At 39.8% G+C, this 20,669-nt stretch carries 23 protein-coding genes; all 23 read left to right on the top strand.

What is annotated here, in order from left to right; all coding sequences use genetic code 11:
• Window position 1: 1 nt before the first annotated feature.
• The 23 genes from DWV68_RS04325 (at window position 2) to DWV68_RS04215 (ending at window position 20,666) form a co-directional block, all read left to right on the top strand.
• Complete coding sequence (locus DWV68_RS04325) at window positions 2–400, top strand: flagellar biosynthetic protein FliO (protein ID WP_022243299.1); 399 nt, start codon at window positions 2–4, stop codon at window positions 398–400.
• Window positions 393–1,250, top strand: coding sequence for a flagellar type III secretion system pore protein FliP (gene fliP, locus DWV68_RS04320; RefSeq protein ID WP_117841165.1), 858 nt, complete (start codon window positions 393–395; stop codon window positions 1,248–1,250). Before DWV68_RS04325 ends, fliP begins: the two co-directional genes overlap by 8 nt.
• Window positions 1,251–1,270: 20 nt before the next feature.
• Window positions 1,271–1,540 carry a flagellar biosynthesis protein FliQ gene (gene fliQ / locus DWV68_RS04315; RefSeq protein ID WP_197420812.1) on the top strand — a complete coding sequence of 90 codons (270 nt, stop codon included), beginning with the start codon at window positions 1,271–1,273 and terminating at the stop codon, window positions 1,538–1,540.
• 20 nt (window positions 1,541–1,560) lie between these two features.
• Window positions 1,561–2,343, top strand: coding sequence for a flagellar biosynthetic protein FliR (gene fliR / locus DWV68_RS04310; RefSeq protein ID WP_118057397.1), 783 nt, complete (start codon window positions 1,561–1,563; stop codon window positions 2,341–2,343).
• 25 nt (window positions 2,344–2,368) lie between these two features.
• Entirely contained in the window at window positions 2,369–3,496 is a 1,128-nt protein-coding gene (flhB, locus tag DWV68_RS04305; protein ID WP_118057396.1) for a flagellar biosynthesis protein FlhB, read from the top strand.
• 30 nt (window positions 3,497–3,526) lie between these two features.
• A complete protein-coding gene (gene flhA / locus DWV68_RS04300) occupies window positions 3,527–5,560 on the top strand; it encodes a flagellar biosynthesis protein FlhA (protein WP_022243294.1) in 2,034 nt (677 codons plus the stop codon).
• A gap of 1 nt (window position 5,561) precedes the next feature.
• A complete protein-coding gene (flhF, locus tag DWV68_RS04295) occupies window positions 5,562–6,797 on the top strand; it encodes a flagellar biosynthesis protein FlhF (RefSeq protein ID WP_117841163.1) in 1,236 nt (411 codons plus the stop codon).
• 4 nt (window positions 6,798–6,801) lie between these two features.
• Window positions 6,802–7,677 carry a MinD/ParA family protein gene (locus tag DWV68_RS04290; protein ID WP_117699044.1) on the top strand — a complete coding sequence of 292 codons (876 nt, stop codon included), beginning with the start codon at window positions 6,802–6,804 and terminating at the stop codon, window positions 7,675–7,677.
• A gap of 8 nt (window positions 7,678–7,685) precedes the next feature.
• Window positions 7,686–8,426 carry a flagellar brake protein gene (locus DWV68_RS04285; RefSeq protein ID WP_118638756.1) on the top strand — a complete coding sequence of 247 codons (741 nt, stop codon included), beginning with the start codon at window positions 7,686–7,688 and terminating at the stop codon, window positions 8,424–8,426.
• Window positions 8,427–8,441: 15 nt separating this feature from the next.
• Window positions 8,442–9,509: a protein-glutamate methylesterase/protein-glutamine glutaminase gene (locus tag DWV68_RS04280; RefSeq protein ID WP_117699041.1), complete on the top strand. Its 1,068-nt coding sequence runs from the start codon at window positions 8,442–8,444 to the stop codon at window positions 9,507–9,509.
• 2 nt (window positions 9,510–9,511) lie between these two features.
• Complete coding sequence (locus tag DWV68_RS04275) at window positions 9,512–11,599, top strand: chemotaxis protein CheA (RefSeq protein WP_117947059.1); 2,088 nt, start codon at window positions 9,512–9,514, stop codon at window positions 11,597–11,599.
• A gap of 15 nt (window positions 11,600–11,614) precedes the next feature.
• Window positions 11,615–12,079 (top strand): chemotaxis protein CheW, encoded by a 465-nt coding sequence (locus DWV68_RS04270; RefSeq protein ID WP_022243288.1) that lies wholly within the window; start codon window positions 11,615–11,617, stop codon window positions 12,077–12,079.
• A 70-nt stretch (window positions 12,080–12,149) separates the two neighbouring features.
• Window positions 12,150–12,770 carry a chemotaxis protein CheC gene (locus DWV68_RS04265; protein WP_022243287.1) on the top strand — a complete coding sequence of 207 codons (621 nt, stop codon included), beginning with the start codon at window positions 12,150–12,152 and terminating at the stop codon, window positions 12,768–12,770.
• 14 nt (window positions 12,771–12,784) lie between these two features.
• Window positions 12,785–13,270 (top strand): chemotaxis protein CheD, encoded by a 486-nt coding sequence (locus tag DWV68_RS04260; protein WP_022243286.1) that lies wholly within the window; start codon window positions 12,785–12,787, stop codon window positions 13,268–13,270.
• Between the two features lie 15 nt (window positions 13,271–13,285).
• Window positions 13,286–13,594, top strand: coding sequence for a hypothetical protein (locus tag DWV68_RS04255; protein WP_117699038.1), 309 nt, complete (start codon window positions 13,286–13,288; stop codon window positions 13,592–13,594).
• A 24-nt stretch (window positions 13,595–13,618) separates the two neighbouring features.
• Window positions 13,619–14,389 carry a sigma-70 family RNA polymerase sigma factor gene (locus tag DWV68_RS04250; RefSeq protein ID WP_117841159.1) on the top strand — a complete coding sequence of 257 codons (771 nt, stop codon included), beginning with the start codon at window positions 13,619–13,621 and terminating at the stop codon, window positions 14,387–14,389.
• Window positions 14,390–14,402: 13 nt separating this feature from the next.
• Complete coding sequence (locus tag DWV68_RS04245; RefSeq protein ID WP_158561846.1) at window positions 14,403–15,998, top strand: FapA family protein; 1,596 nt, start codon at window positions 14,403–14,405, stop codon at window positions 15,996–15,998.
• Between the two features lie 36 nt (window positions 15,999–16,034).
• Complete coding sequence (locus tag DWV68_RS04240) at window positions 16,035–16,343, top strand: hypothetical protein (RefSeq protein ID WP_117698701.1); 309 nt, start codon at window positions 16,035–16,037, stop codon at window positions 16,341–16,343.
• 19 nt (window positions 16,344–16,362) lie between these two features.
• Window positions 16,363–17,028 carry a DUF6115 domain-containing protein gene (locus tag DWV68_RS04235; RefSeq protein ID WP_117698702.1) on the top strand — a complete coding sequence of 222 codons (666 nt, stop codon included), beginning with the start codon at window positions 16,363–16,365 and terminating at the stop codon, window positions 17,026–17,028.
• Window positions 17,018–17,572 (top strand): hypothetical protein, encoded by a 555-nt coding sequence (locus DWV68_RS04230; protein WP_118057390.1) that lies wholly within the window; start codon window positions 17,018–17,020, stop codon window positions 17,570–17,572. Before DWV68_RS04235 ends, DWV68_RS04230 begins: the two co-directional genes overlap by 11 nt.
• Window positions 17,573–17,714: 142 nt before the next feature.
• Window positions 17,715–18,452: a 30S ribosomal protein S2 gene (gene rpsB, locus DWV68_RS04225; protein ID WP_022243279.1), complete on the top strand. Its 738-nt coding sequence runs from the start codon at window positions 17,715–17,717 to the stop codon at window positions 18,450–18,452.
• Between the two features lie 105 nt (window positions 18,453–18,557).
• Window positions 18,558–19,496: a translation elongation factor Ts gene (gene tsf, locus DWV68_RS04220; protein ID WP_022243278.1), complete on the top strand. Its 939-nt coding sequence runs from the start codon at window positions 18,558–18,560 to the stop codon at window positions 19,494–19,496.
• 186 nt (window positions 19,497–19,682) lie between these two features.
• The gene (locus tag DWV68_RS04215; protein ID WP_117841156.1) at window positions 19,683–20,666 is read left to right on the top strand and encodes a polysaccharide deacetylase family protein; all 984 of its coding nucleotides are present in this window, start codon (window positions 19,683–19,685) and stop codon (window positions 20,664–20,666) included.
• Window positions 20,667–20,669 lie beyond the last annotated feature (3 nt).

Here is a 20,669-nt window from a genome sequence, read left to right as displayed (position 1 = left end):
TATGATATTACTGAGTAGCAGAACATCGGGTGTACAAAGCTTTTTCCAATTGATAGGTGTATTGCTGATATTTGTTTTTGTGCTTGCAATTACATATTATGTAACAAAATGGATTGCCGGATATCAGAAGCAACATAATTTTCAGAAGAATATGCGGGTAGTGGAGACTATGAAACTCACTACAAATAAGTATATTCAGATTATAGAGGTGGGAGAGACCTATCTCGTAATCGGAATCGGAAAAGATGAAGTGACGATGTTAGCACAGCTTACAAGGGAACAGTTAAATGATGTTTCGCTGGAAGATACGGTGAAATATCAGAATACAGGAGAAAGTTTCTCTAACATTATGAAACAGTTCAAAGAACATTTACCGAAGAGCAGGCATAAGGATGAGTAATTTTAAGAAGAAATACTGTCTGGTATCTTTTATATTTGCGGTTATTGCAGTTGTTGTTACACTGGTGGCATTTGTACCACAGAAAGCGTATGCGGCATCTGTAAATATACCTGGGGTAACTGACAGCAGTAATAGTAATCAGTCAACTGAAAATGGCAATGGTCCAGATGGAACAGCATCCTCTGGTAATAATGGACTTTCTGTTAATATTAATAATGGAGAGGGAAATTTATCCGGGACAGTTCGGATTTTTCTGGTACTGACTGTAATTGCGTTAGCACCATCTATTCTTATTATGCTGACTTCCTTTACCAGAATTATTATTGTGCTTCATTTTGTAAGAGCAGCAATTGGAACGCAGACTGTTCCGCCAAATCAGGTGTTGATTGGACTGGCGTTGTTCCTTACCCTGTTTATTATGAACCCGGTTTTCTCACAGATTAATGAAAATGCATTGAAACCGTTGGATGCCGGTGAAATCACGCAGGAACAGGCCTTTGAGGCAGGAATGGAGCCAATCCGTGAATTTATGTTTAAACAGACACAGGCAAAGGATATCAATACATTTTGTGACATTGCCGGCGTGACTTATGAGACACAGGATGATATATCCAATACTGTGCTGATTCCGAGCTTTATTTTAAGTGAGCTGAGACAGGCATTTATTATTGGATTTGTTATATATATTCCGTTTATTGTAATTGACATGGTAGTAGCATCTGTCCTTATGTCGATGGGTATGATGATGCTTCCGCCAACTACGATTTCTCTTCCGTTTAAGATTCTGCTGTTTGTGCTTGCTGATGGATGGAATCTTGTTATCAGGGAACTGGTAGAGACATTTTACTGATGAAAGAGGTGTAGAAATTGATCACACAGGGAGAAGTTTTAGATATTGCAAGGGACGCTATTTATAATATTATTTTAACTTCGGCTCCATTGCTTTTAATATCACTTATCGTAGGCTTGATTATTAGTATTTTTCAGACGGTTACATCTATTCAGGAACAGACGCTTACCTTTGTACCGAAGATTCTGGCTGTATTTGCAGGAATGCTTCTCTTTGGAGCGTGGATGCTGAATAATATGACTGATTTTATGACGAGATTGTGGTCTGATTTTAGTTTATATATCAGTTGATATACAGGTAGAGATAAAACATGGTTAATTATAGTTTCTCACTGCTTACATTTGAATATTTTTTGCTGGTTCTGGTGAGGATTACTTCTTTTGTTTTTTCGGCTCCATTTTTTAGCATGTCGAATACTCCGGGAAGAGTCAAAATTGGTTTCTCAGTATTTGTATCCATCCTGTTGATTGGAGTATTACCTGAAAGCACGATAGAATATGGAGGAGTAATTGAATATGCCACAATTGTCGTGAAAGAGGGAATTACAGGATTGCTGATTGGTTTTGGAGCAAATATTTGTAATTCCATTGTTTTATTTGCGGGTAATATTATGGATTTAAATATGGGCTTGTCCATGGCGACCGAGTATGATCCGGTAAGTAAAACAAATTCTCCGATAACAGGTAATTTTTATAATTATCTGGTCATGTTATTGCTCATGTCCAGTGGAATGTATCAGTATATCTTACAGGCAATTGTTGATTCTTTCACTCTGATTCCGGTAAATGGTCAGAATTTTATGTGGGATTCCCTGCTTCAGACCATGGTTTCTTATATGACGAATTCCATGGTGCTTGGTTTCCGGGTGGCACTTCCTGTTTTTGCAGTGTTAATGATATTGAACTGTATTCTTGGAATCATGGCAAAGATTGCACCACAGATGAATATGTTTTCTGTTGGTATCCAGCTTAAGATATTGCTTGGATTTCTGGTTTTGTTTTTGACGATACAGCTGCTTCCGTATGTATCCGATTTTGTGTTTACTGAGATGAAACGGATGGTTACCGGAATTGCATCAGGAATGCATGGATAAGCTGGTACATGAATAGGAGATTTATATGGAGGAAAGAGATTTACTTCTGAAATATAATCTGCAGTGGTTCGCAAAAGAGGGACCTGGCGGCGAAAAGACAGAGCCGGCAACTGCAAAAAAATTAAAAGATGCAAGAGAAGAAGGAAAAGTTGCAAAAAGCAAGGAATTTTCCGGAGCAGTAGATTTAATTGTTTTATTCCTGGGATTGAAGATTTTTGGAAGCTATGTTTCAGAAAACTTAATGAATGAGTTTTCAGGTTTCTATCGGAAAATCCCGGATATTTTATTAGAAAATAAGACGGGCATGACAGTAAAATCCAGCCATATGCTAATGTCGCAGGCTGTGATTGAAATGATAAAGGCCATGATACCGTTTCTTTTAATCGGAATGGTGGTAACGTTTTTAGTCAGCGTGCTTCAGGTGGGCTGGAAAATAAGCGGGAAGCCATTAAAACCGGAATTATCAAAGTTTAATCCTATCAATGGTTTTAAACGGATGTTTTCCAAAGATTCTCTGTTTGAACTTGTAAAGTCTATTGTCAAAGTGGCGCTGGTCATGTATGTGGCGTATTCCGAGATTAAGGACAGGCAGGGAGAATTATTTGTTATCTATGATATGGAACTGTTGCAGGCAGTTGCATTGATTGCCGGACTTATTGTGGATGTGGGTTTAAAAACAAGCCTGGTTTACCTGATTGTCGGAATCGCTGATTTGATTTATCAGAAACATAAATTCAAAGAAGAAATGAAGATGACCAAACAGGAGGTAAAGGACGAGTATAAAAATACTGAAGGAGACCCACAGATTAAGGGAAGACAGCGTCAGAGAATGCGTGAGGCATCGCAGCGCCGAATGATGCAGGATGTGCCGAAGGCAGACGTAGTCATTACGAACCCGACCCATTATGCAGTTGCGATAAGGTATGATGCGGAAGTATCCAAAGCACCGGTTGTGGTTGCAAAGGGTGAAGATTTTCTGGCTGCAAAGATTAAGGAAGTGGCAAGAGAAAATCAGGTGGAAATTGTAGAGAATAAACCGTTGGCGCGTATGCTTTATGCAAATGTAAATGTCGGAGCAGAAATTCCACCAGAATTGTATCAGGCAGTTGCAGAAGTGCTTGCGATGGTTTACAATCTAAAAGGCAGAAATTAATACGAATTTAAATGAAAGGAGGAAACCGGAATGAAAAAAGCGGATTTTGGTGTAGCAATCTATCTTCTTGCTGCAGTCATATTCTTTATTATTCCGATTCCTTCTATTTTATTGGATGTCATGCTGGCGATTAATATTTCACTGGCAATGATTATTCTTTTTAATGCATTATTTGCAAAAGAAGTGCTGGATATGTCATTTTTCCCGACACTGTTATTGTTTACCACCATATTCCGAATCTCATTAAATGTTTCTTCCACCCGATTGATTTTATCTACCGGTGAACCAGGAAATGTAGTAGAGACCTTTGGGGGCTTTGTAGGTGGTGGTAATCTTGTAATCGGAGCAATTGTATTTATTGTCCTGATTCTGATACAGTTTATCGTTATCAATAAAGGTTCTGAGCGTGTATCTGAGGTAACTGCACGTTTTACATTGGATGCAATGCCTGGAAAACAGATGGCAATTGACGCAGATTTAAATACTGGTGCCATCACAGAGAAGGAAGCAAGAGAACGGAGAACTAAGATTCAGCAGGAATCTAACTTCTTTGGTTCTATGGATGGTGCAACCAAGTATGTAAAAGGAGATGCAACGGCCGGCCTTATTATTACATTCATCAACCTGATTGGTGGAACAATTATGGGAGTCATGAATGGCGGACTGTCTGCCATGGAGGCACTTCAGAAATATGGTATATTAACCATTGGTGATGGACTGGTCAGCCAGGTTCCGTCTCTTTTGATTTCGCTGGCAACAGGTATTCTGGTAACAAAAGCATCCAGTGAAGCGGATTTTGGATCCATGCTGGTAAAACAGCTTTTTGGAATTCCCAAGGTATTGTATATTGTAGGTGCAACGATAACCTTTCTTGGAATTGCAACTCCGCTGAATCCGGTACTTTTCTGTGCGCTTGGCATTGCATTTTTAGCTGCCGGACGGAAGATACAAAAGGATGTAAAGGTGGAAGAAATCGAAGAGGAAACCAATGCAGATGAAACGGCGGCAGAAGAAATCCGGCGGCCGGAGAATGTGGTTTCACTGCTTCAGGTTGATCCTATTGAACTGGAGTTTGGTTATGGTATTATTCCACTGGCAGATGTAAATCAGGGTGGAGACCTTTTGGACCGTGTAGTAATGATCCGTAGACAGATTGCACTGGAACTTGGAACAGTGGTTCCGATTATTCGTCTGCGTGATAATATTCAGTTAAATCCTAACCAGTATATTATTAAGATAAAGGGAATTCAGGTAACAGAAGGGGAAATCCTTTTTGACCACTATATGGCAATGAATCCGGGATATGTGGAAGAGGAAATCACCGGTATTCCGACCTTTGAGCCATCCTTCCATCTGCCGGCAATCTGGATTACAGAGGGACAGAGAGAGCGTGCGGAGAGTCTTGGCTATACCGTAGTAGATCCGCCATCTATTATTGCCACCCATCTGACAGAGGTAATCCGTTCCCATATTGCAGAACTTCTTACCAGACAGGATGTATCTAATCTTATTAGTAATATCAAGGAAAACAATCCTGCACTTGTGGATGAGCTTACACCAAAGCTTCTTAGTATTGGTGAGATTCAGAAAGTCTTACAGAATCTTTTACAGGAGGGCATCTCTATCCGTGATCTGCTTACGATTTTTGAAAATTTAGCAGACCATGCGGTAACAACCAGGGATACCGATGTATTGACAGAATATGTGCGTCAGGGATTAAAACGTGCAATTTCAAGTAAATACTTTCCGGCAAATGAGACAACCAGCGTGGTAACATTAGATCCGAAGGTGGAACAGGAAATCATGGGTTCTGTAAAACAGACTGAGCAGGGGGCTTATCTGACTTTAGATCCGGAGAAGACCAAGAATATTATGGAATCCTTGAAGCAGGAAGTGGCGAAGTTAGAGAATATTGGAAAGAATCCGATTGTCATTACTTCGCCAATTGTGCGGATGTATTTTAAGAAACTCACCGAGGACTATTTCAAAGACCTCATTGTGGTGTCTTATAATGAAGTGGAATCAAATGTGGAATTACAATCAGTAGGGATGGTGACAGCATAAAATGACGATTAATAAATTTCAGGGCAGAACAAGAGAAGAGGCAGTTGATAAGGCGAAAAAGGAAATGGGAGAAGCCGTTGTGATTATGAATGTAAAGGAAATCAAACCGAAGGGTTTATTCCGGGCATTAAAGAGCACAACTTATGAAGTGACGGCAGCATTAGAGGAAAAGGAACAGACAGTTAATCCTCTTCCTGCGTTACATGCTCCATTAAAGATGCATGACAGCATAAATTTTGCAGCAAATGAAAAAATTGAAATTCCGGCACCGGAACCAGCAGCCATTCATCCGGAAAGCAGTCATGATTTGGAAGAAAAGATAGAAAGTCTTTCTAATTTATTAGAAAAGAAGTTAAAACCGGAAAAAGAAGAAGAACCAAAAGAAGAGGAAAAGCCGGAAAAGGAAACTGATGCTCCAAAGGATATGAAGCATCAGCAGTCTGAGACTTTCCGTTGTATCCGCATGATTTATGAAACATTACTGGATAATGAAGTGAATGAAAGATATGTCAACCAGATATTAGATGATGTGGAGAAGAATTTAAGAGGCAGTGCAAGCATGGACATTATCTTATCCAATGTTTACCAGAAAATGGTATTAAAATTCGGACAGCCTCAAAAGATTGAACTGGTACCGGGACAGCCTAAAATCGTATTTTTTATTGGACCAACCGGTGTTGGCAAGACAACAACCATTGCAAAAGTGGCTTCCAGATTTAAAGTGGATTATGGCAAAAAAGTAGCACTTTTAACAGCAGATACTTATCGGATTGCTGCGGCAGAACAGTTACGTACTTATGCGAATATCTTAGATACACCGCTGACAGTTATTTATTCATCGGAAGAAATGAATGCAGCCATAGAGCGTGTAAAGGATTATGATCTCGTTCTGGTAGATACCGCAGGATTCTCTTATAAGAATGAAGATCAGAGAAAAGATATGAGAAACCTCATAGAAAGTCTGGATGACAAATATGAGAAGGATGTTTATCTGGTATTAAGCGCAACTACAAAATACCGCGATTTGATGGAAATTGTAGATAAATACCATGAGATATCGGATTATAAGATTATTTTTACTAAATTAGATGAAACCAGTAGTTATGGTAGTCTGTTAAATATTCGCATGTATTCTGGTGCGGATGTTTCCTATGTGACAACAGGGCAGAATGTGCCAGATGATATTGAAATTTTCCAGTCACAGAAAATTGTAAAACAGTTATTGGGAGGCAGATAATAATATGGATCAGGCAGAAAAGCTGCGCAATGTAATTAAATTAAAGAACCAGAAGCTTCCCCAGAAAGCAAGAGTAATTACGGTTACCAGTGGAAAAGGTGGCGTGGGAAAATCCAGCGTTACAGTTAATCTGGCAATCCAGCTTCAGAAAATGAATAAGAAAGTTATTATTTTTGATGCTGATTTGGGACTGGCAAATGTAGAAGTTATGCTTGGAGCAATACCAAAACATAATTTGAGTGATGTTATATACCGGGGAATGGATATGCGGCAGATTATAACAGAGGGACCGGCAGGAGTAAGCTTTATCTCAGGCGGCTCCGGCATTGTGGGAATGAATAATCTGTCCAAGGATCAGATTACTTTTTTAGTACGTAATCTGGCACAGTTAGATGAAATGGCTGATATTGTACTGGTGGATACCGGAGCAGGAATTGCAGACAGCGTATTGGAATTTGTTATGGCTTGTCCGGAGGTCCTTCTGGTATCAACACCGGAACCAAGCTCACTGACCGATTCCTATTCTCTGTTAAAGGCACTGCACCGGAATCCGAATTTTGCCAAAAGCGGAACGCAGATTCATGTGGTTGCCAACCGTGTAAATTCTGTGGAAGATGGACAGGCAGTATATGATAAATTAAATACCGTTGTGTCACAGTTTTTAAATGGTAATCTTGAATATCTCGGCATGATACCGCAGGATTCCATGTTTGAAAAAGCAATACGCCAGCAGCAGACAGTATCTTTATATGCACCGGAGACCAAGTCGGCAAAAGCATTTGAGATACTTGCAAATAATCTTATAGAAGGTGCGCATGATATTCCGTTGATGAAGCGGGGCTTTGCCCAGTTGTTTGCTGAATTTTTTAATAACAGATAGGTGATAGAATGATTTCAAATGTTTTACGGGAAGGAATGAAAATTGATATTCATATAGTGAACCAGACGGAAAGGCCAGAATCTGCAGAAAAGGCTGCACCAGTTTACAAGAGTCAGATTTTTGAACTGTTTGAAAATGGTGAAATGGAGATAATGATGCCGATTCAGAGTGGAAAACTGATATTACTTCCACTGGGACTTCGCTATGAATTTGTATTCTATACACCGAATGGATTGTATAAAAGCATTGGTCAGATCTGGGAACGTTATAAGACGGAGAACCGCTACCTGCTCCGGATTGTATTAAATACACCACTGAGCAAATATCAGAGGCGGGAATATTACCGTATGGAATGTGTCCTTGATATGGGGTATTTCCATCTGACAGACGAAGAATCGGAAATGGAACAGACGGAAGACATCATCGCAAGTCTCAGGGATGATAATTTTTATAAAAAGCAGAAAAAGGGCACTATTGTTGATATCAGTGGAGGTGGTGTACGCTTTGTAACGAATGAGCAGTTAGAAGAGGGAAAAGCTGTTCTGATTATTGTGATGCTACAGACGCAGACCGGTGAAAAACAATATTATCTTCCAGGATATATCCTGCGAAGTACGAAGCTGTTAAATCGTGATAATATGTATGAAAACCGACTGAAATTTATTATTCGTGATGATAAAATAAGGGAAGAAATTATCAGGTATATTTTTGCAGAAGAAAGAAAAGCAAGACAGAGAGGAAAAGGATAGGGTTAAATTAATAGAATGAAAAAGAATATTCTGGTTGTTGATGACTCAGCACTCATGAGAAGAGTTATCTGTGATATAATTAATTCAGATAGTGGTTTTCAGGCAACGGATACATGCAGAGATGGCTTGGAAGCATATGAGAAATTGTGTCAGAAAGCATATGACGCAGTTGTTTTAGATGTAAATATGCCAAGAATGAACGGACTGGAACTACTTGAAAGATTACAAAAAGAAAATATAAAAGCAACAGTAGTAATGGTCAGTACATTAACGACAGATGGAGCTGAAGTTACACTCAAGGCAATGGAACGTGGTGCAATTGACTTTATCGAGAAACCAAATAATCTGATAGAGACAAAGGGACAGCGTTTCCGGGAAAAACTGATAAAAGTTCTTGCAACAATAACTGCAGCAGGAAGCACACAGACGTATCAGAAAAAAGTAATTACGAATGTGGTAAAACCGGCAGCTGTCCGGAAGATTAGAACGAAGGATGCAGCCCGGAGCAAGATTGTTGCAATTGCATGTTCCACAGGCGGTCCAAAATCCTTACAGAGTGTAATTCCATTGCTGAAATCCAATATGGATGCACCGGTTCTTGTGGTTCAGCATATGCCGGCTGGTTTTACAAAATCCATGGCAGCCCGGCTGAATGAACTCAGCCCGCTGGATGTGAAAGAGGCAAACGAAGGTGATGTCTTGGAAAAAGGACATGTTTATGTGGCACCGGGAGGAAAACATTTACTGGTACAGCGGTTAGCAGATGGAACGCACTGTATTGTTTTAAGTGATGCACCGGCAATTGGTGGATTAAGACCATGTGCCAATCTGATGTATGAGTCTTTGATGGACAGCGGCTATGATGAAATTACCTGTGTAGTTCTTACCGGAATGGGTGCTGATGGAACAAAGGGAATTTCAGAACTCCAGAAAGAAAAAAATGTATACGTAATTGCTCAGGATGAAGAAACATCTGTGGTATATGGAATGCCAAAGGCAATTGCAGAGACAGGACTTGTTGATGAAATAGTACCATTAGAAAGTGTTGCGGACACAATTCTAAAGAATGTGGGGGTAAATTAAAGATGGATGTAAGCCAGTATCTAGAAATTTTTATTGATGAGACAAGTGAGCATATCCAGAGCCTGAATGATTGCATTATGACTTTGGAAAAGGAGCCGGAAAACAAAGATACCATTAATGAAATTTTTCGTGCAGCACACTCCTTAAAGGGAATGGCAGGAACCATGGGCTTTAAGAGAATGCAGCATCTGACTCATGATATGGAAAATGTATTCCAGGAAGTTCGTAGTGACAAAGTAAAAGTCACCAGTGAAATGATTGATATTCTTTTCCAGTGTCTGGATGCAATTGAAAGTTACCTCGATACGATCAAGAGTACATCAGATGAAGGTACAGAAGACAACGAAGCACTGATTACAGCTTTGAACAAATTCTTAGAGAATGCAGAGAACGGCGGAGCAGCCGCACCTGCAAAGGAAGAGAAAAAAGAAGAAAAGAAAGCAGAAGAACCGGAAAACGGTGATGGTAAAAAGAAATACTTAAGCGTAGAATTTTCTTCCAAAGATAAAGATGCGTTAAAAGCAGCTGAAGAAAGTGGAAACAAAATTTACGGAATTACAGTAGAAGTACAGAAAGACTGCCTTTTGAAAGCGGCAAGAGCATTCCTTGTATTTAAAGCAGTAGAAGAGTTTGGACAGATTGTTGTTTACAGTCCAAGTTCCCAGGATATTGAGGATGAACGTTTTGAACTGGACTTCAGTTTGTTCTTATCATCCAATGCTGCATTAGATGATATTTTAAAAGCAGTTAAAAATGTATCTGAAATTGCGGATGCCGTTGGTGAAGAAGTGAAGACGGCAACCCTATTCCATGAGGGAAATGTACAGGAAAATCTTCCGGCAAATACATCAGCAGCAAAGCCGGCAGAGCAGGCAGTACATAAAGAGAATAAACCGGCACAGACTAAGTCAAAACCGGCAGGCAAACCGGTTACAAACCGTACCGTGCGTGTGGATATCGAAAAACTGGATGCACTGATGAACCAGGTGAGTGAGCTGATTATTGCAAAAAACAGTCTGGTATCCATTGGCTCCCAGGAAGGAGGCAATTTCCAGAATCAGTCATTCCATGAGCAGATTGAGTATCTGGAAAGAATTACAACCAGTCTTCATGAATCGGTTATGAAAGTGCGGATGGTTCCAATTGAGAGCGTTGTAAACAAATTCCCACGTATGATTCGTGACCTTTCCAGAAGATTGAATAAGAAGATGGAATTGTGCATGACCGGTGAAGATACAGAGCTTGATCGTACTGTAGTTGACCAGATTGGCGACCCGTTGCAGCATCTGCTTCGTAACTCTGCTGACCATGGTCTTGAGAGTGCAGAAGTTCGTAAGGAACGCGGTAAGCCAGAAACAGGAACCATTAATCTGAATGCATTCCAGGAAGGAAATAATGTAATCATTGAAGTAAGTGATGATGGTAACGGAATTGATACAGAGAAGGTTAAAGCAAAAGCAGTAGAGCGTGGACTGGTAACACCGGAACAGGCAGAAAAGCTGAGCCAGAAAGAAATTATCGATTTCTTATTTATGCCGAGTTTCTCTATGGCAAAACAGATTACCGATATTTCCGGACGTGGTGTAGGTCTTGACGTTGTTAAATCCAATATTGAAGCATTAGGCGGAGATGTTGAGGTAAAGAGCAAACTTGGCGTTGGAACCAAATTCGTAGTAAGACTGCCACTTACACTGGCAATCATTCAGGCGTTGATGGTAGAAATCCGCGATGAAAAATATGCAATTGCGTTAGGCGCAATTCAGACTATCGAGGATATTCCGGTTGAAGATATTAAATATGTAGAATCCAAGGAAGTAATTAATTTACGTGGTTCTGTTATTCCAATCATCCGGCTGGATCAGATACTTGATATTCCACCGAAGGATGAAGAAGTAGAAAGCCTTACTGTTGTTATCGTAAGAAAAGGCGACCGTTATGCAGGACTTGTTGTAGACAATCTTCTTGGACAGCAGGAAATCGTAATTAAATCACTTGGTAAGTATATTAATAATAATAAGACAATCAGCGGTGCAACAATTCTGGGTGATGGCGAAGTCGCATTAATCCTGGATGCAAATACATTGATTTAACAGGGGGTGTGCAGAGTGGCAGAGCAACTTGAAACAGTAGAAAATATCAGAAAACAGTATATTGTTGTAAAAATCGGAAATGAGCAGTACGGAATCGATATCAGTTATGTAGACAATATTGTCCGTATGCAGAAGATTACAAGAGTACCTAGAGTACAGAATTTCTTTAAAGGAATTATCAATCTTCGTGGAGAAATCGTACCGGTTATGAGTCTCAGAATACGTATGGAACTGGAAGAAGATGTATTTACCAATGCCAGCCGTATTATAATTTTAAAAATTGAACAGCAGAGTGCACTGGGAATAATCGTGGATGAAGTAAAAGAAGTTGTTACATTAGGAACCAATGAAATTGATAAAGTGAGTGGCGATATGAAGAATGCCAAGGTATCTTTTATCGATGGAATCGGTAAAAACGGAGATGAATTAATTTCCCTTCTGGATATTCATTCTATTATAGAAGAAAAAGAAAATGCGTAATTGTTATAGATATAGTGAGGCAAATGCCTCACTATATTCTATATCTTGAAATGACAGCAGGAGGATAAAATTGGCGGATTATACTTTGAACCAGGTAAATGACATGTATGTGGATGTCTTAAAAGAAATTGGAAATATTGGTGCCGGAAATGCAACAACTGCAATGGCAAATATGTTGAATATCCGGATTAATATGGATGTACCAAGAGTTGAATTACTGACCTTTCAGGAACTGGGTTCTGCAATTTGCCCGGAAGATGAGTCAATCGTAGGAATCTATCTGGAAGTAACAGATGATATTACCGGCAGCATGATGTTTCTTATGAAACTTGATTCTGCACATTATCTGGTAAATAAACTAATGGGACGTCCGGCAGATTATGCGGAAGATTTTGATGAGATGGATATGTCTGCATTAAAAGAAATAGGAAATATCATTGCCGGTTCTTATCTGAACGCGCTTTCTGCCATGACGCAGCTTACTATTGCACCATCGGTTCCTTATATTGCAATTGATATGGCGGGAGCTATTTTAAGTGTTCCGGCAATACAGTTTGGTAAAATTGGAGACAATGCACTTATGATTACGACAGAATTCGGAGATGAAGTGATGATAGAAGGATATTTTATTCTGTTACCTGACCTTGAGTCTTATGAGAAGATTCTGAAATCTCTGGGAATTACCTTATAAGGAGAAGGGTATCAATGGGTGAAGTAATAAAAGTTGGTATGGCAGACTTAAATATTTGCAAGGCTCCGGATACAATTACCACATTAGGACTGGGTTCCTGTATAGGAATAGCATTGCTAGACCCGGTTACAAAGATTGGCGGACTTGCACATATTATGCTGCCAGACAGTACAAAGATGAAAAATAATTCGAATATAGCGAAATTCGCAGATACAGGAATTGTAGAGCTGGTTCGCCGGATGACAGAAGCAGGGGCGGCAAAGAGCAGGCTTGTAGCAAAGATTGCAGGCGGAGCCAGAATGTTCGAGGTAAGTGGTAACTCTGAAGTGGGAAATATTGGAGCAAGAAATGCAGAAGCTTCCAGACAGAAACTGAAGGAGCTTGGTATTCCGCTTCTGGCAGAGGATACCGGGCTGAATTATGGACGTACCGTAGAATTACATTGCGATACCGGAGAATTCTATATTAAGTCTGTTGGAAAAGAATTGAAAATTATTTAGATTGAGGATGTAAAGATGAAGACAAAACCGATTCCTGCAATCGTAATGTTGACCGCAGGATTTATTACCTGTATTGTGGCAATTTTTCAGAAAATGGAATTGCTTGCCTTTACAAAGACATTATTGCTTGTACTGATTATATTCTATCTGCTTGGGGGCATTGCGGCGTATATTTTGGAAAAGAATTTTAAAGCTGCAAAGGATGAAGAAAGCAGTACAGAAGAAAAAGCAGATGGTGATGCAGAAGAGTCTGCTGATGAGAAAAAAGAAGATACATCAGAAAAGTCAGAAAAAGAGGAAGAGAAAAGAGCGAAAGAAGAGTAATTATAAGAAACCGGAGGCTATGGCATGAAAACAGTGGACAGAGAAAAACTGTGGGAAAGCTATCAGAAAAATCCAGTATCTGAAATACGGGAACAGATTATCATAGAATATGCTCCGTTAGTTAAATTAGTAGCGGGCAGATTGAGTATGTATCTTGGATATAATGTAGAATATGAAGATTTGGTCAGCTATGGAATCTTTGGACTGATTGATGCAATTGATAAATTTGACCGAAGCAAGGATGTTAAATTTGAGACATATGCAAGCCTTCGAATCCGTGGGGCAATATTAGACCAGATTCGTAAAATGGACTGGATACCGAGGGCTGTTCGCCAAAAACAGAAAAAGATTGACGAAGCAATAAAAAATATAGAAATGAAGACAGGAAAGACGGCATTGGATGAAGAGATTGCAAGCGAACTCGGGGTATCAGAGGATGAATACCTGAACTGGCAGTCCCAGTTAAAAGTTACCAATGTTGTTTCTTTAAATGAGTTTGTGGAGCAGGGAACAGAGCCTGCGATGGATGCGACAAAAAATTCCCATTTTGCACAACCGGAAGATGTGGTGGCAGAAAGCGAATTGAAAGAAGTTTTGGCACAAAGCCTTGAGACCTTGACGGAAAAGGAACGCAGGGTAATTGAACTTTATTATTATGAAGAACTTACCTTGAAGGAAATCAGCAGTATTCTTGAAGTATCTGAATCAAGAATATCCCAGCTTCATACCAGGGCTCTGGCAAAGATGAAAAAGAAAATGGGAAGTTATATGGATATATTGGTTGATGAAAGTTAAAAGGAGGGAAGCTATGGGACAGGCAAATGCTTATTTTCAATTTGTGATAAAGGAACATGCGACTTATATTAAGCTTTTCCCGGCAGCTCTGGAAGGAAATGTTATTGAAATTGGTGAACTGACAGAGTATCTGGAAAGGCATGGCTGCCCGGATTATAATTTAAAGGAACTGGTTGCAGCAATTAACAGCAATGAGATGACAGAGATTATGGTCGGAGATATTTATCCGATTCAGATAAATGAAGAGATGTCCGTAACAGTATCAGCAGATGCCATGGAGGCGGTATGCAGATTTTATCCGGCTGCAGGCGGCACGAATATGAATGTGCAGGAAATCTTAAGGGATTTAACTGCAAAAGGTGTCAAAGCAGGGGTTGATCAGGATGAAATTTTGAAATTTTTCCAGGATAGGGAATACTGTACCGATTTTGTGCTGGCAAAAGGAAAGAAACCGGTAGATGGTCAGGATGCCAGAATTGAATATTATTTTAATACAGATGTTGATTTAAAGCCGAAGAAAAATGAAGATGGTTCGGTAGATTACCGTGAACTGAATGTAATCAGCCATATCAAAGAAGGAGACCTTCTGGCAAAATTATTTCCGGAAGATCATGGAATCAAAGGATATGATGTACAGGGAAAAGAAATTAAACCAAAACAGGTACGCTCTCTCCGGTTAGAATATGGAAATAATATCCGGGTATCGGAAGACAAAACAGAACTGTACTCTGAAGTAACCGGACATGCAAGTCTGGTAAATGGTAAAGTATTTGTATCAGATGTCTATGAAGTGCCGGCTGATGTGGATAATTCCACCGGTAATATTGATTATCCGGGAAACGTTACCGTAAGAGGTAATGTAAAAGGTGGTTTTTCAATTATTGCAAAAGGTGATGTAGTAGTAGAAGGCGTGGTAGAAGATGCGCTGATACAGGCGGGTGGTCAGATTATTGTAAAACGTGGAATTCATGGAATGACCAAAGGAATACTTCGGGCACAGGGAAATGTTATCTGCAAGTTTATTGAAAATGCAACCATCATTTCCGGAGGTTATGTTGAAACAGATTCTATTTTACATAGTAAGGTATCCGCAGCAACGGAGGTTCGCGTAAGTGGTAAGAATGGATTCATAACAGGTGGCGTTATCCGGGCGGGCAGTCTGGTAGAGGCCCAGACCATTGGTTCCAGCCTTGGAGCAGGAACACGTATTGAAGTTGGTGTGGATCCGGAAAAGAAAGAACGTTATGTGAAAGTGCAGGAAGAACTGCTTCAGCTGAATAAGACCATTGAGCAGATTCGGACGATTCTTACTACCTATGGAGAGAAGCTTAAGAATAAAGAAAAACTGGATCAGGGAAAAATCCAGTATATTGAACAGCTTATGCGTGCTTTTAAGGAGAAGGAAGCTCAGCGTACACCATTAGAGCATGAATACGAAAGGCTGCAGAGTATATTAAATGGCAGTAGCAATGCAAGGGTGAAAGTATCAAAGATACTGTATGCGGGAGTAATTGTAAATATTACCGATGTAAGCCTTATTGTAAAGGATGACAGAAGCTTCTGTCAGCTTTATAAGGATGAGGGTGAAGTAAAAATCTCAAATATGTAATGACATATGGTTGAGACAGGCTGGAGGTGTGTGGATATGTCAATTCGTCCGGTAGATATGAATGGAGTTATTCAGAGAACACAGGATGTTGGAACACTGAAACAACAGCAGGATATGAAACCTATGGTGGATCAGCAAAATATACAGATGGAAGTGCAAAGAGAAGAATACCGCCAATCAGAGCAGGTGACCAGGAAAGATGATTCCCAGATGGAAGAACATCGTTTTGATGCAAAGGAAGAGGGAAAGGGTCAGTACCAGCGGCAGGAACAACGGAAAAAGAAACAGAAAGAAGACCGTGTGGTTATCAAAGGTGCAATTGGCGGCTTTGATGTTAAAATATAAAAAGGAGTGTATCTGACAGATGACAGGCGTGGAAATCATCCTGATTCTGGCTGGTCTGGTTATGATGATAGGAAGCTTTATGGTAACAGAAAAGCTATCCGGTGCAGAATTAGACCGTATTGCGGAACTGAGTCAGAATGAGATAAAAAAAATACTGGAAAACAAGTTGAAAGATGCAGAAGCTGCGATAGAAGACCAGATTGACCATGCAATTGAAGATTCCACAGATAAGGTGGAGCGGGCACTGGATAAAGAGACCAATGAAAAAATGCTGGCAATCGGTGAATATTCGGATACCGTTATGGAGAAGATGAATCAGACCCATAATGAGATTATGTTTTTATACAGCATGCTAAATGACAAGCACACAGAACTGACAAAGCTTGCAGGACAAATTGGCGAGATGTCAGCCGAAATCGGTGAGAGCTTAGAAGAGGCGAAAGAGTCTGTAGTTAAAGAAACAGAAGAAGTAAAAGCCACAGAGGAACCGGTGGAGACAGAAGCGGAACCGGCAACCGGAGAGATGGAAGAACAGCCGGAGCAGACGAATCATAACGAAAAAATCCTTGCCTTATACAGTCAGGGAAAATCGTATGTAGAGATAGCAAAGGAACTGGGCCTTGGACAGGGTGAAGTGAGACTGGTTGTAGGATTGTATAAAGGAGTAGATACAAGTGAAGTTTAAGTATTATCTGAGAGGCTTGGGAATTGGTATTCTGATAAGCACGATTATCTTATCCATATCATTTGCAATGAAGAAAAATGACCTTTCAGATGATGAAATCATTGCAAGGGCAAAAGAACTTGGAATGGTAATGGAAGATACCGGAAAGGACACCATACCAAAAGCTACAGAAACAGAAGATGAGATTCCAAAGAGCACGGAAGACGGTTTTAATACAGAACAGACAGATATGCAGCCGGGAACAACTGATTCAGGGGAGATATCGCAGGATGTGGGAACAGATGGAGCGGATGCCGTACCACCGTCACAGGATGGAAGCAATATGGTACAGAAGGAATTTACCGTAGAAGTAGGAGATTCTTCTAATGCGGTTTCGCAGCGTCTGCAGGAAGAAGGTCTTGTGGACAATGCAGAAGCATTTAATAAATATATGGTAGATAATAATTATGCCAATTTTGTCCTGCCCGGAACCGTAACGATTCCGGAAGGGGCTGGCTATGAAGAAATTGCCGGAATACTTACGGATAAAACGATTCATCATTAAAAAAAGGTTGCATAGCATGGCTGAGTATGATATAATCCATGCGTTGCGATAAATTTACACATATACCGATTGTCAGATTGGTGCCGCAAGGTTGTCTGATAATAAGAAGTATATGGAAGAATAACCAAATGGAGGAAAAACAATGAGCGTTATTTCAATGAAACAGTTATTAGAAGCAGGTGTTCATTTTGGACATCAGACCAGAAGATGGAATCCTAAAATGGCTCCATATATCTACACAGAGAGAAATGGTATCTACATCATTGACCTGCAGAAATCTGTAGGTAAAGTTGATGAGGCTTACAAAGCTATGGCAGATATCGCTGCAGATGGTGGTACTATTCTTTTCGTAGGAACAAAGAAACAGGCTCAGGATGCTATCAAAACAGAAGCAGAGCGTTGTAACATGTTCTATGTAAACGAGAGATGGTTAGGTGGTATGCTTACTAACTTCAAGACAATCCAGAGCCGTATTGCAAGATTAAAAGCAATCGAAACTATGGAAGAGGATGGAACATTTGATGTTCTTCCTAAGAAAGAAGTTATCAAATTAAAGAAAGAATTAGACAAATTACAGAAGAACTTAGGCGGAATTAAAGAAATGAAGAAGATTCCAGATGCTATCTTTATCGTAGATCCTAAGAAAGAAAGAATCTGCGTTCAGGAAGCTCATTCCTTAGGAATTCCACTTATTGGTATTGCAGATACAAACTGTGATCCGGAAGAGTTAGATTATGTAATTCCTGGTAACGATGATGCAATCAGAGCCGTTAAATTAATCGTTTCTAAAATGGCAGATGCTGTTATCGAAGCAAATCAGGGAACTGTTGATGTTGACACTGAAGCTGCAGAGGATGCAGAAGAAGCTGTAGAGGCATAAGAACAGTATTTTAAACGATAAGAAACACACAACGTGTGTATAAAACAGGACAGACAGTAATTGCCTGTCCTTACCTTTAGAAAAAATAAATGGAGGAAAATGAAGATGGCTATTACAGCAGCAATGGTAAAAGAACTGCGTGAATTAACCGGCGCAGGAATGATGGATTGTAAAAAAGCATTAGGTGAAACAGACGGCAACATGGATGAGGCTGTTGAATATTTAAGAAAAAACGGACAGGCAAAAGCTGAGAAGAAAGCTGGAAGAATTGCAGCAGAAGGTCTTTGTACTGTTGTAGTAAAAGATGATAAGACAGCAGCAGTTGTTGAAGTTAACTCTGAAACAGACTTCGTTGCTAAAAATGATACATTCCGTGAGTTTGTAGAGGCTGTTGCAACACAGGCAGTAAACTCTGACGCAGCAGACATGGATGCATTCATGGAAGAAAAATGGAATGCAGATGAAAGCAAGACAGTAAAAGATGCATTAGTAGAGAAAGTTGCAGTTATCGGAGAGAACTTAAAGATTCGTAGATTCGAAAAGGTTGTAGCTGAGAATGGTTGTGTAGTATCTTATATCCATGGCGGCGGAAGAATCGGTGTTATCGTTGATGCTGACACAACTGTTGTAAATGATGCAGTAAAAGAAGCATTAACCAACATTGCAATGCAGATAGCAGCTTTAAATCCAAAATATGTTTCCAGAGATGAAGTAAGTGCAGATTACATCGCACATGAGAAAGAAATTCTCTTAGCTCAGATTATGAATGATCCGAAAGAGTCCCAGAAACCGGAAAAGGTTATCCATGGAATGATCGAAGGACGTATCAGCAAAGAGTTAAAAGAAATCTGCTTAGTAGATCAGGTATATGTAAAAGCAGAAGATGGAAAACAGACAGTTGGAAAATACTTAGAGCAGGTTTCCAAAGAAGTTGGTGCTCCTGTATCTGTTAAGAAGTTTGTACGTTTCGAAACAGGTGAAGGTTTGGAGAAGAAAAATGAAGACTTTGCTGCAGAAGTTGCTGCTCAGATAGCAGGAAACTAAGCAAAAGCTTAGCACAAATTGTAAAGGTATATAAAATTCCCCTGTAGAGTGATTTCTGCAGGGGAATTTTCTGACAAAAGAAAGAAAAATCTCAAGAAGTAATTCAATTAAAATTATTTTTTATAGTGATATTTTGTTAAAGTGTGTTACAATAGAAAAGAGATTTTATGACCGGGAGGTCACTACATGGAAGAGAAGACCACGAAGGGGTTAAAGGAACAGCGGGAAAGGCGAAAACGCATTAATCGCATGAAGACGGGGATTATAACATCTATCTTCGCCTGGATGCTGATATCGATTATTTTGTGCGTGGTATTGTTGTGCCGGGTAATTTCTTTACAGAACCAGATAGACAGGCTGGTATCAAGCGGTATTGTTTCCGGAAAGGTACAGCAGGACGAGAACCAGTCGAAAGGAGAAATGTCTACTGGAACGGAATTACAGACAGACACAGAATATCAGGATCAGAATGCAGACAGTTCGATTGTCCAGCCATTGGTGGCAGAGGATGAAAGCAACAAGGCACAGCCGGGAGATCAGCTTAAAGTATATCTTACCTTTGATGATGGACCAAGTTCCAATACGGCAGCTATTCTTGATACATTGGCGCAGTATAATGTGAAAGCAACATTTTTTGTTGTAGGAAAAGAAGATGAAGAGTCCCAGGAGATGTATAAAAGAATTGTAAATGAGGGGCACACACTGGGAATGCATTCTTATTCCCATAAATACAGTGTGATTTACGATTCGCTTGAAAATTTTGAGGATGATTTTACCAAAATACAAAATTATCTTTATGATATAACGGGAGAGGATTGCCATTATTATCGTTTCCCGGGTGGAAGCAGCAATCAGGTCAGTAATACAGATATGAAAGAGTTTATAAAATATCTGAATGATCAGGATGTTACTTATTTTGACTGGAATGTAACCAGTGGTGATGCTACATCACAGGCATATACAGCGGACGAGCTGGTAGATAATGTGTTAGAGGATGTGGTAAAATATAAAACATCGGTTGTGTTACTTCATGATGCAAATACGAAGGAGACAACGGTGGAAGCCTTAGGTCCGATGATTGAGGCACTACAGGCACAGGGAGTAGAGTTACTTCCGATTACTGAGGATACAACTGTAATACAGCATATTAGTGCAGACAGTGTTCAATAGAAA

The sequence above is a fragment of the Roseburia sp. AF12-17LB genome (assembly GCF_003479605.1).
GTDB classification, from domain to species: domain Bacteria; phylum Bacillota; class Clostridia; order Lachnospirales; family Lachnospiraceae; genus Roseburia_C; species Roseburia_C amylophila.
This window is presented reverse-complemented; position numbering and strand designations above follow the sequence as displayed.

What these genes read in the sequence shown, in the direction of transcription:
- DWV68_RS04275 (WP_117947059.1), top strand. Translation starts at nt 9,512, where the DNA reads ATGGATGTAAGCCAGTATCTAGAAATTTTTATTGATGAGACAAGTGAG.
- DWV68_RS04255 (WP_117699038.1), top strand. Translation starts at nt 13,286, where the DNA reads ATGAAGACAAAACCGATTCCTGCAATCGTAATGTTGACCGCAGGATTT.
- DWV68_RS04245 (WP_158561846.1), top strand. Translation starts at nt 14,403, where the DNA reads ATGGGACAGGCAAATGCTTATTTTCAATTTGTGATAAAGGAACATGCG.
- fliP (WP_117841165.1), top strand. Translation starts at nt 393, where the DNA reads ATGAGTAATTTTAAGAAGAAATACTGTCTGGTATCTTTTATATTTGCG.
- DWV68_RS04260 (WP_022243286.1), top strand. Translation starts at nt 12,785, where the DNA reads ATGGGTGAAGTAATAAAAGTTGGTATGGCAGACTTAAATATTTGCAAG.
- flhF (WP_117841163.1), top strand. Translation starts at nt 5,562, where the DNA reads ATGACGATTAATAAATTTCAGGGCAGAACAAGAGAAGAGGCAGTTGAT.
- DWV68_RS04250 (WP_117841159.1), top strand. Translation starts at nt 13,619, where the DNA reads ATGAAAACAGTGGACAGAGAAAAACTGTGGGAAAGCTATCAGAAAAAT.
- DWV68_RS04240 (WP_117698701.1), top strand. Translation starts at nt 16,035, where the DNA reads ATGTCAATTCGTCCGGTAGATATGAATGGAGTTATTCAGAGAACACAG.
- rpsB (WP_022243279.1), top strand. Translation starts at nt 17,715, where the DNA reads ATGAGCGTTATTTCAATGAAACAGTTATTAGAAGCAGGTGTTCATTTT.
- flhA (WP_022243294.1), top strand. Translation starts at nt 3,527, where the DNA reads ATGAAAAAAGCGGATTTTGGTGTAGCAATCTATCTTCTTGCTGCAGTC.
- fliR (WP_118057397.1), top strand. Translation starts at nt 1,561, where the DNA reads ATGGTTAATTATAGTTTCTCACTGCTTACATTTGAATATTTTTTGCTG.
- DWV68_RS04280 (WP_117699041.1), top strand. Translation starts at nt 8,442, where the DNA reads ATGAAAAAGAATATTCTGGTTGTTGATGACTCAGCACTCATGAGAAGA.
- DWV68_RS04325 (WP_022243299.1), top strand. Translation starts at nt 2, where the DNA reads ATGATATTACTGAGTAGCAGAACATCGGGTGTACAAAGCTTTTTCCAA.
- DWV68_RS04290 (WP_117699044.1), top strand. Translation starts at nt 6,802, where the DNA reads ATGGATCAGGCAGAAAAGCTGCGCAATGTAATTAAATTAAAGAACCAG.
- DWV68_RS04215 (WP_117841156.1), top strand. Translation starts at nt 19,683, where the DNA reads ATGGAAGAGAAGACCACGAAGGGGTTAAAGGAACAGCGGGAAAGGCGA.
- tsf (WP_022243278.1), top strand. Translation starts at nt 18,558, where the DNA reads ATGGCTATTACAGCAGCAATGGTAAAAGAACTGCGTGAATTAACCGGC.
- DWV68_RS04285 (WP_118638756.1), top strand. Translation starts at nt 7,686, where the DNA reads ATGATTTCAAATGTTTTACGGGAAGGAATGAAAATTGATATTCATATA.
- DWV68_RS04235 (WP_117698702.1), top strand. Translation starts at nt 16,363, where the DNA reads ATGACAGGCGTGGAAATCATCCTGATTCTGGCTGGTCTGGTTATGATG.
- flhB (WP_118057396.1), top strand. Translation starts at nt 2,369, where the DNA reads ATGGAGGAAAGAGATTTACTTCTGAAATATAATCTGCAGTGGTTCGCA.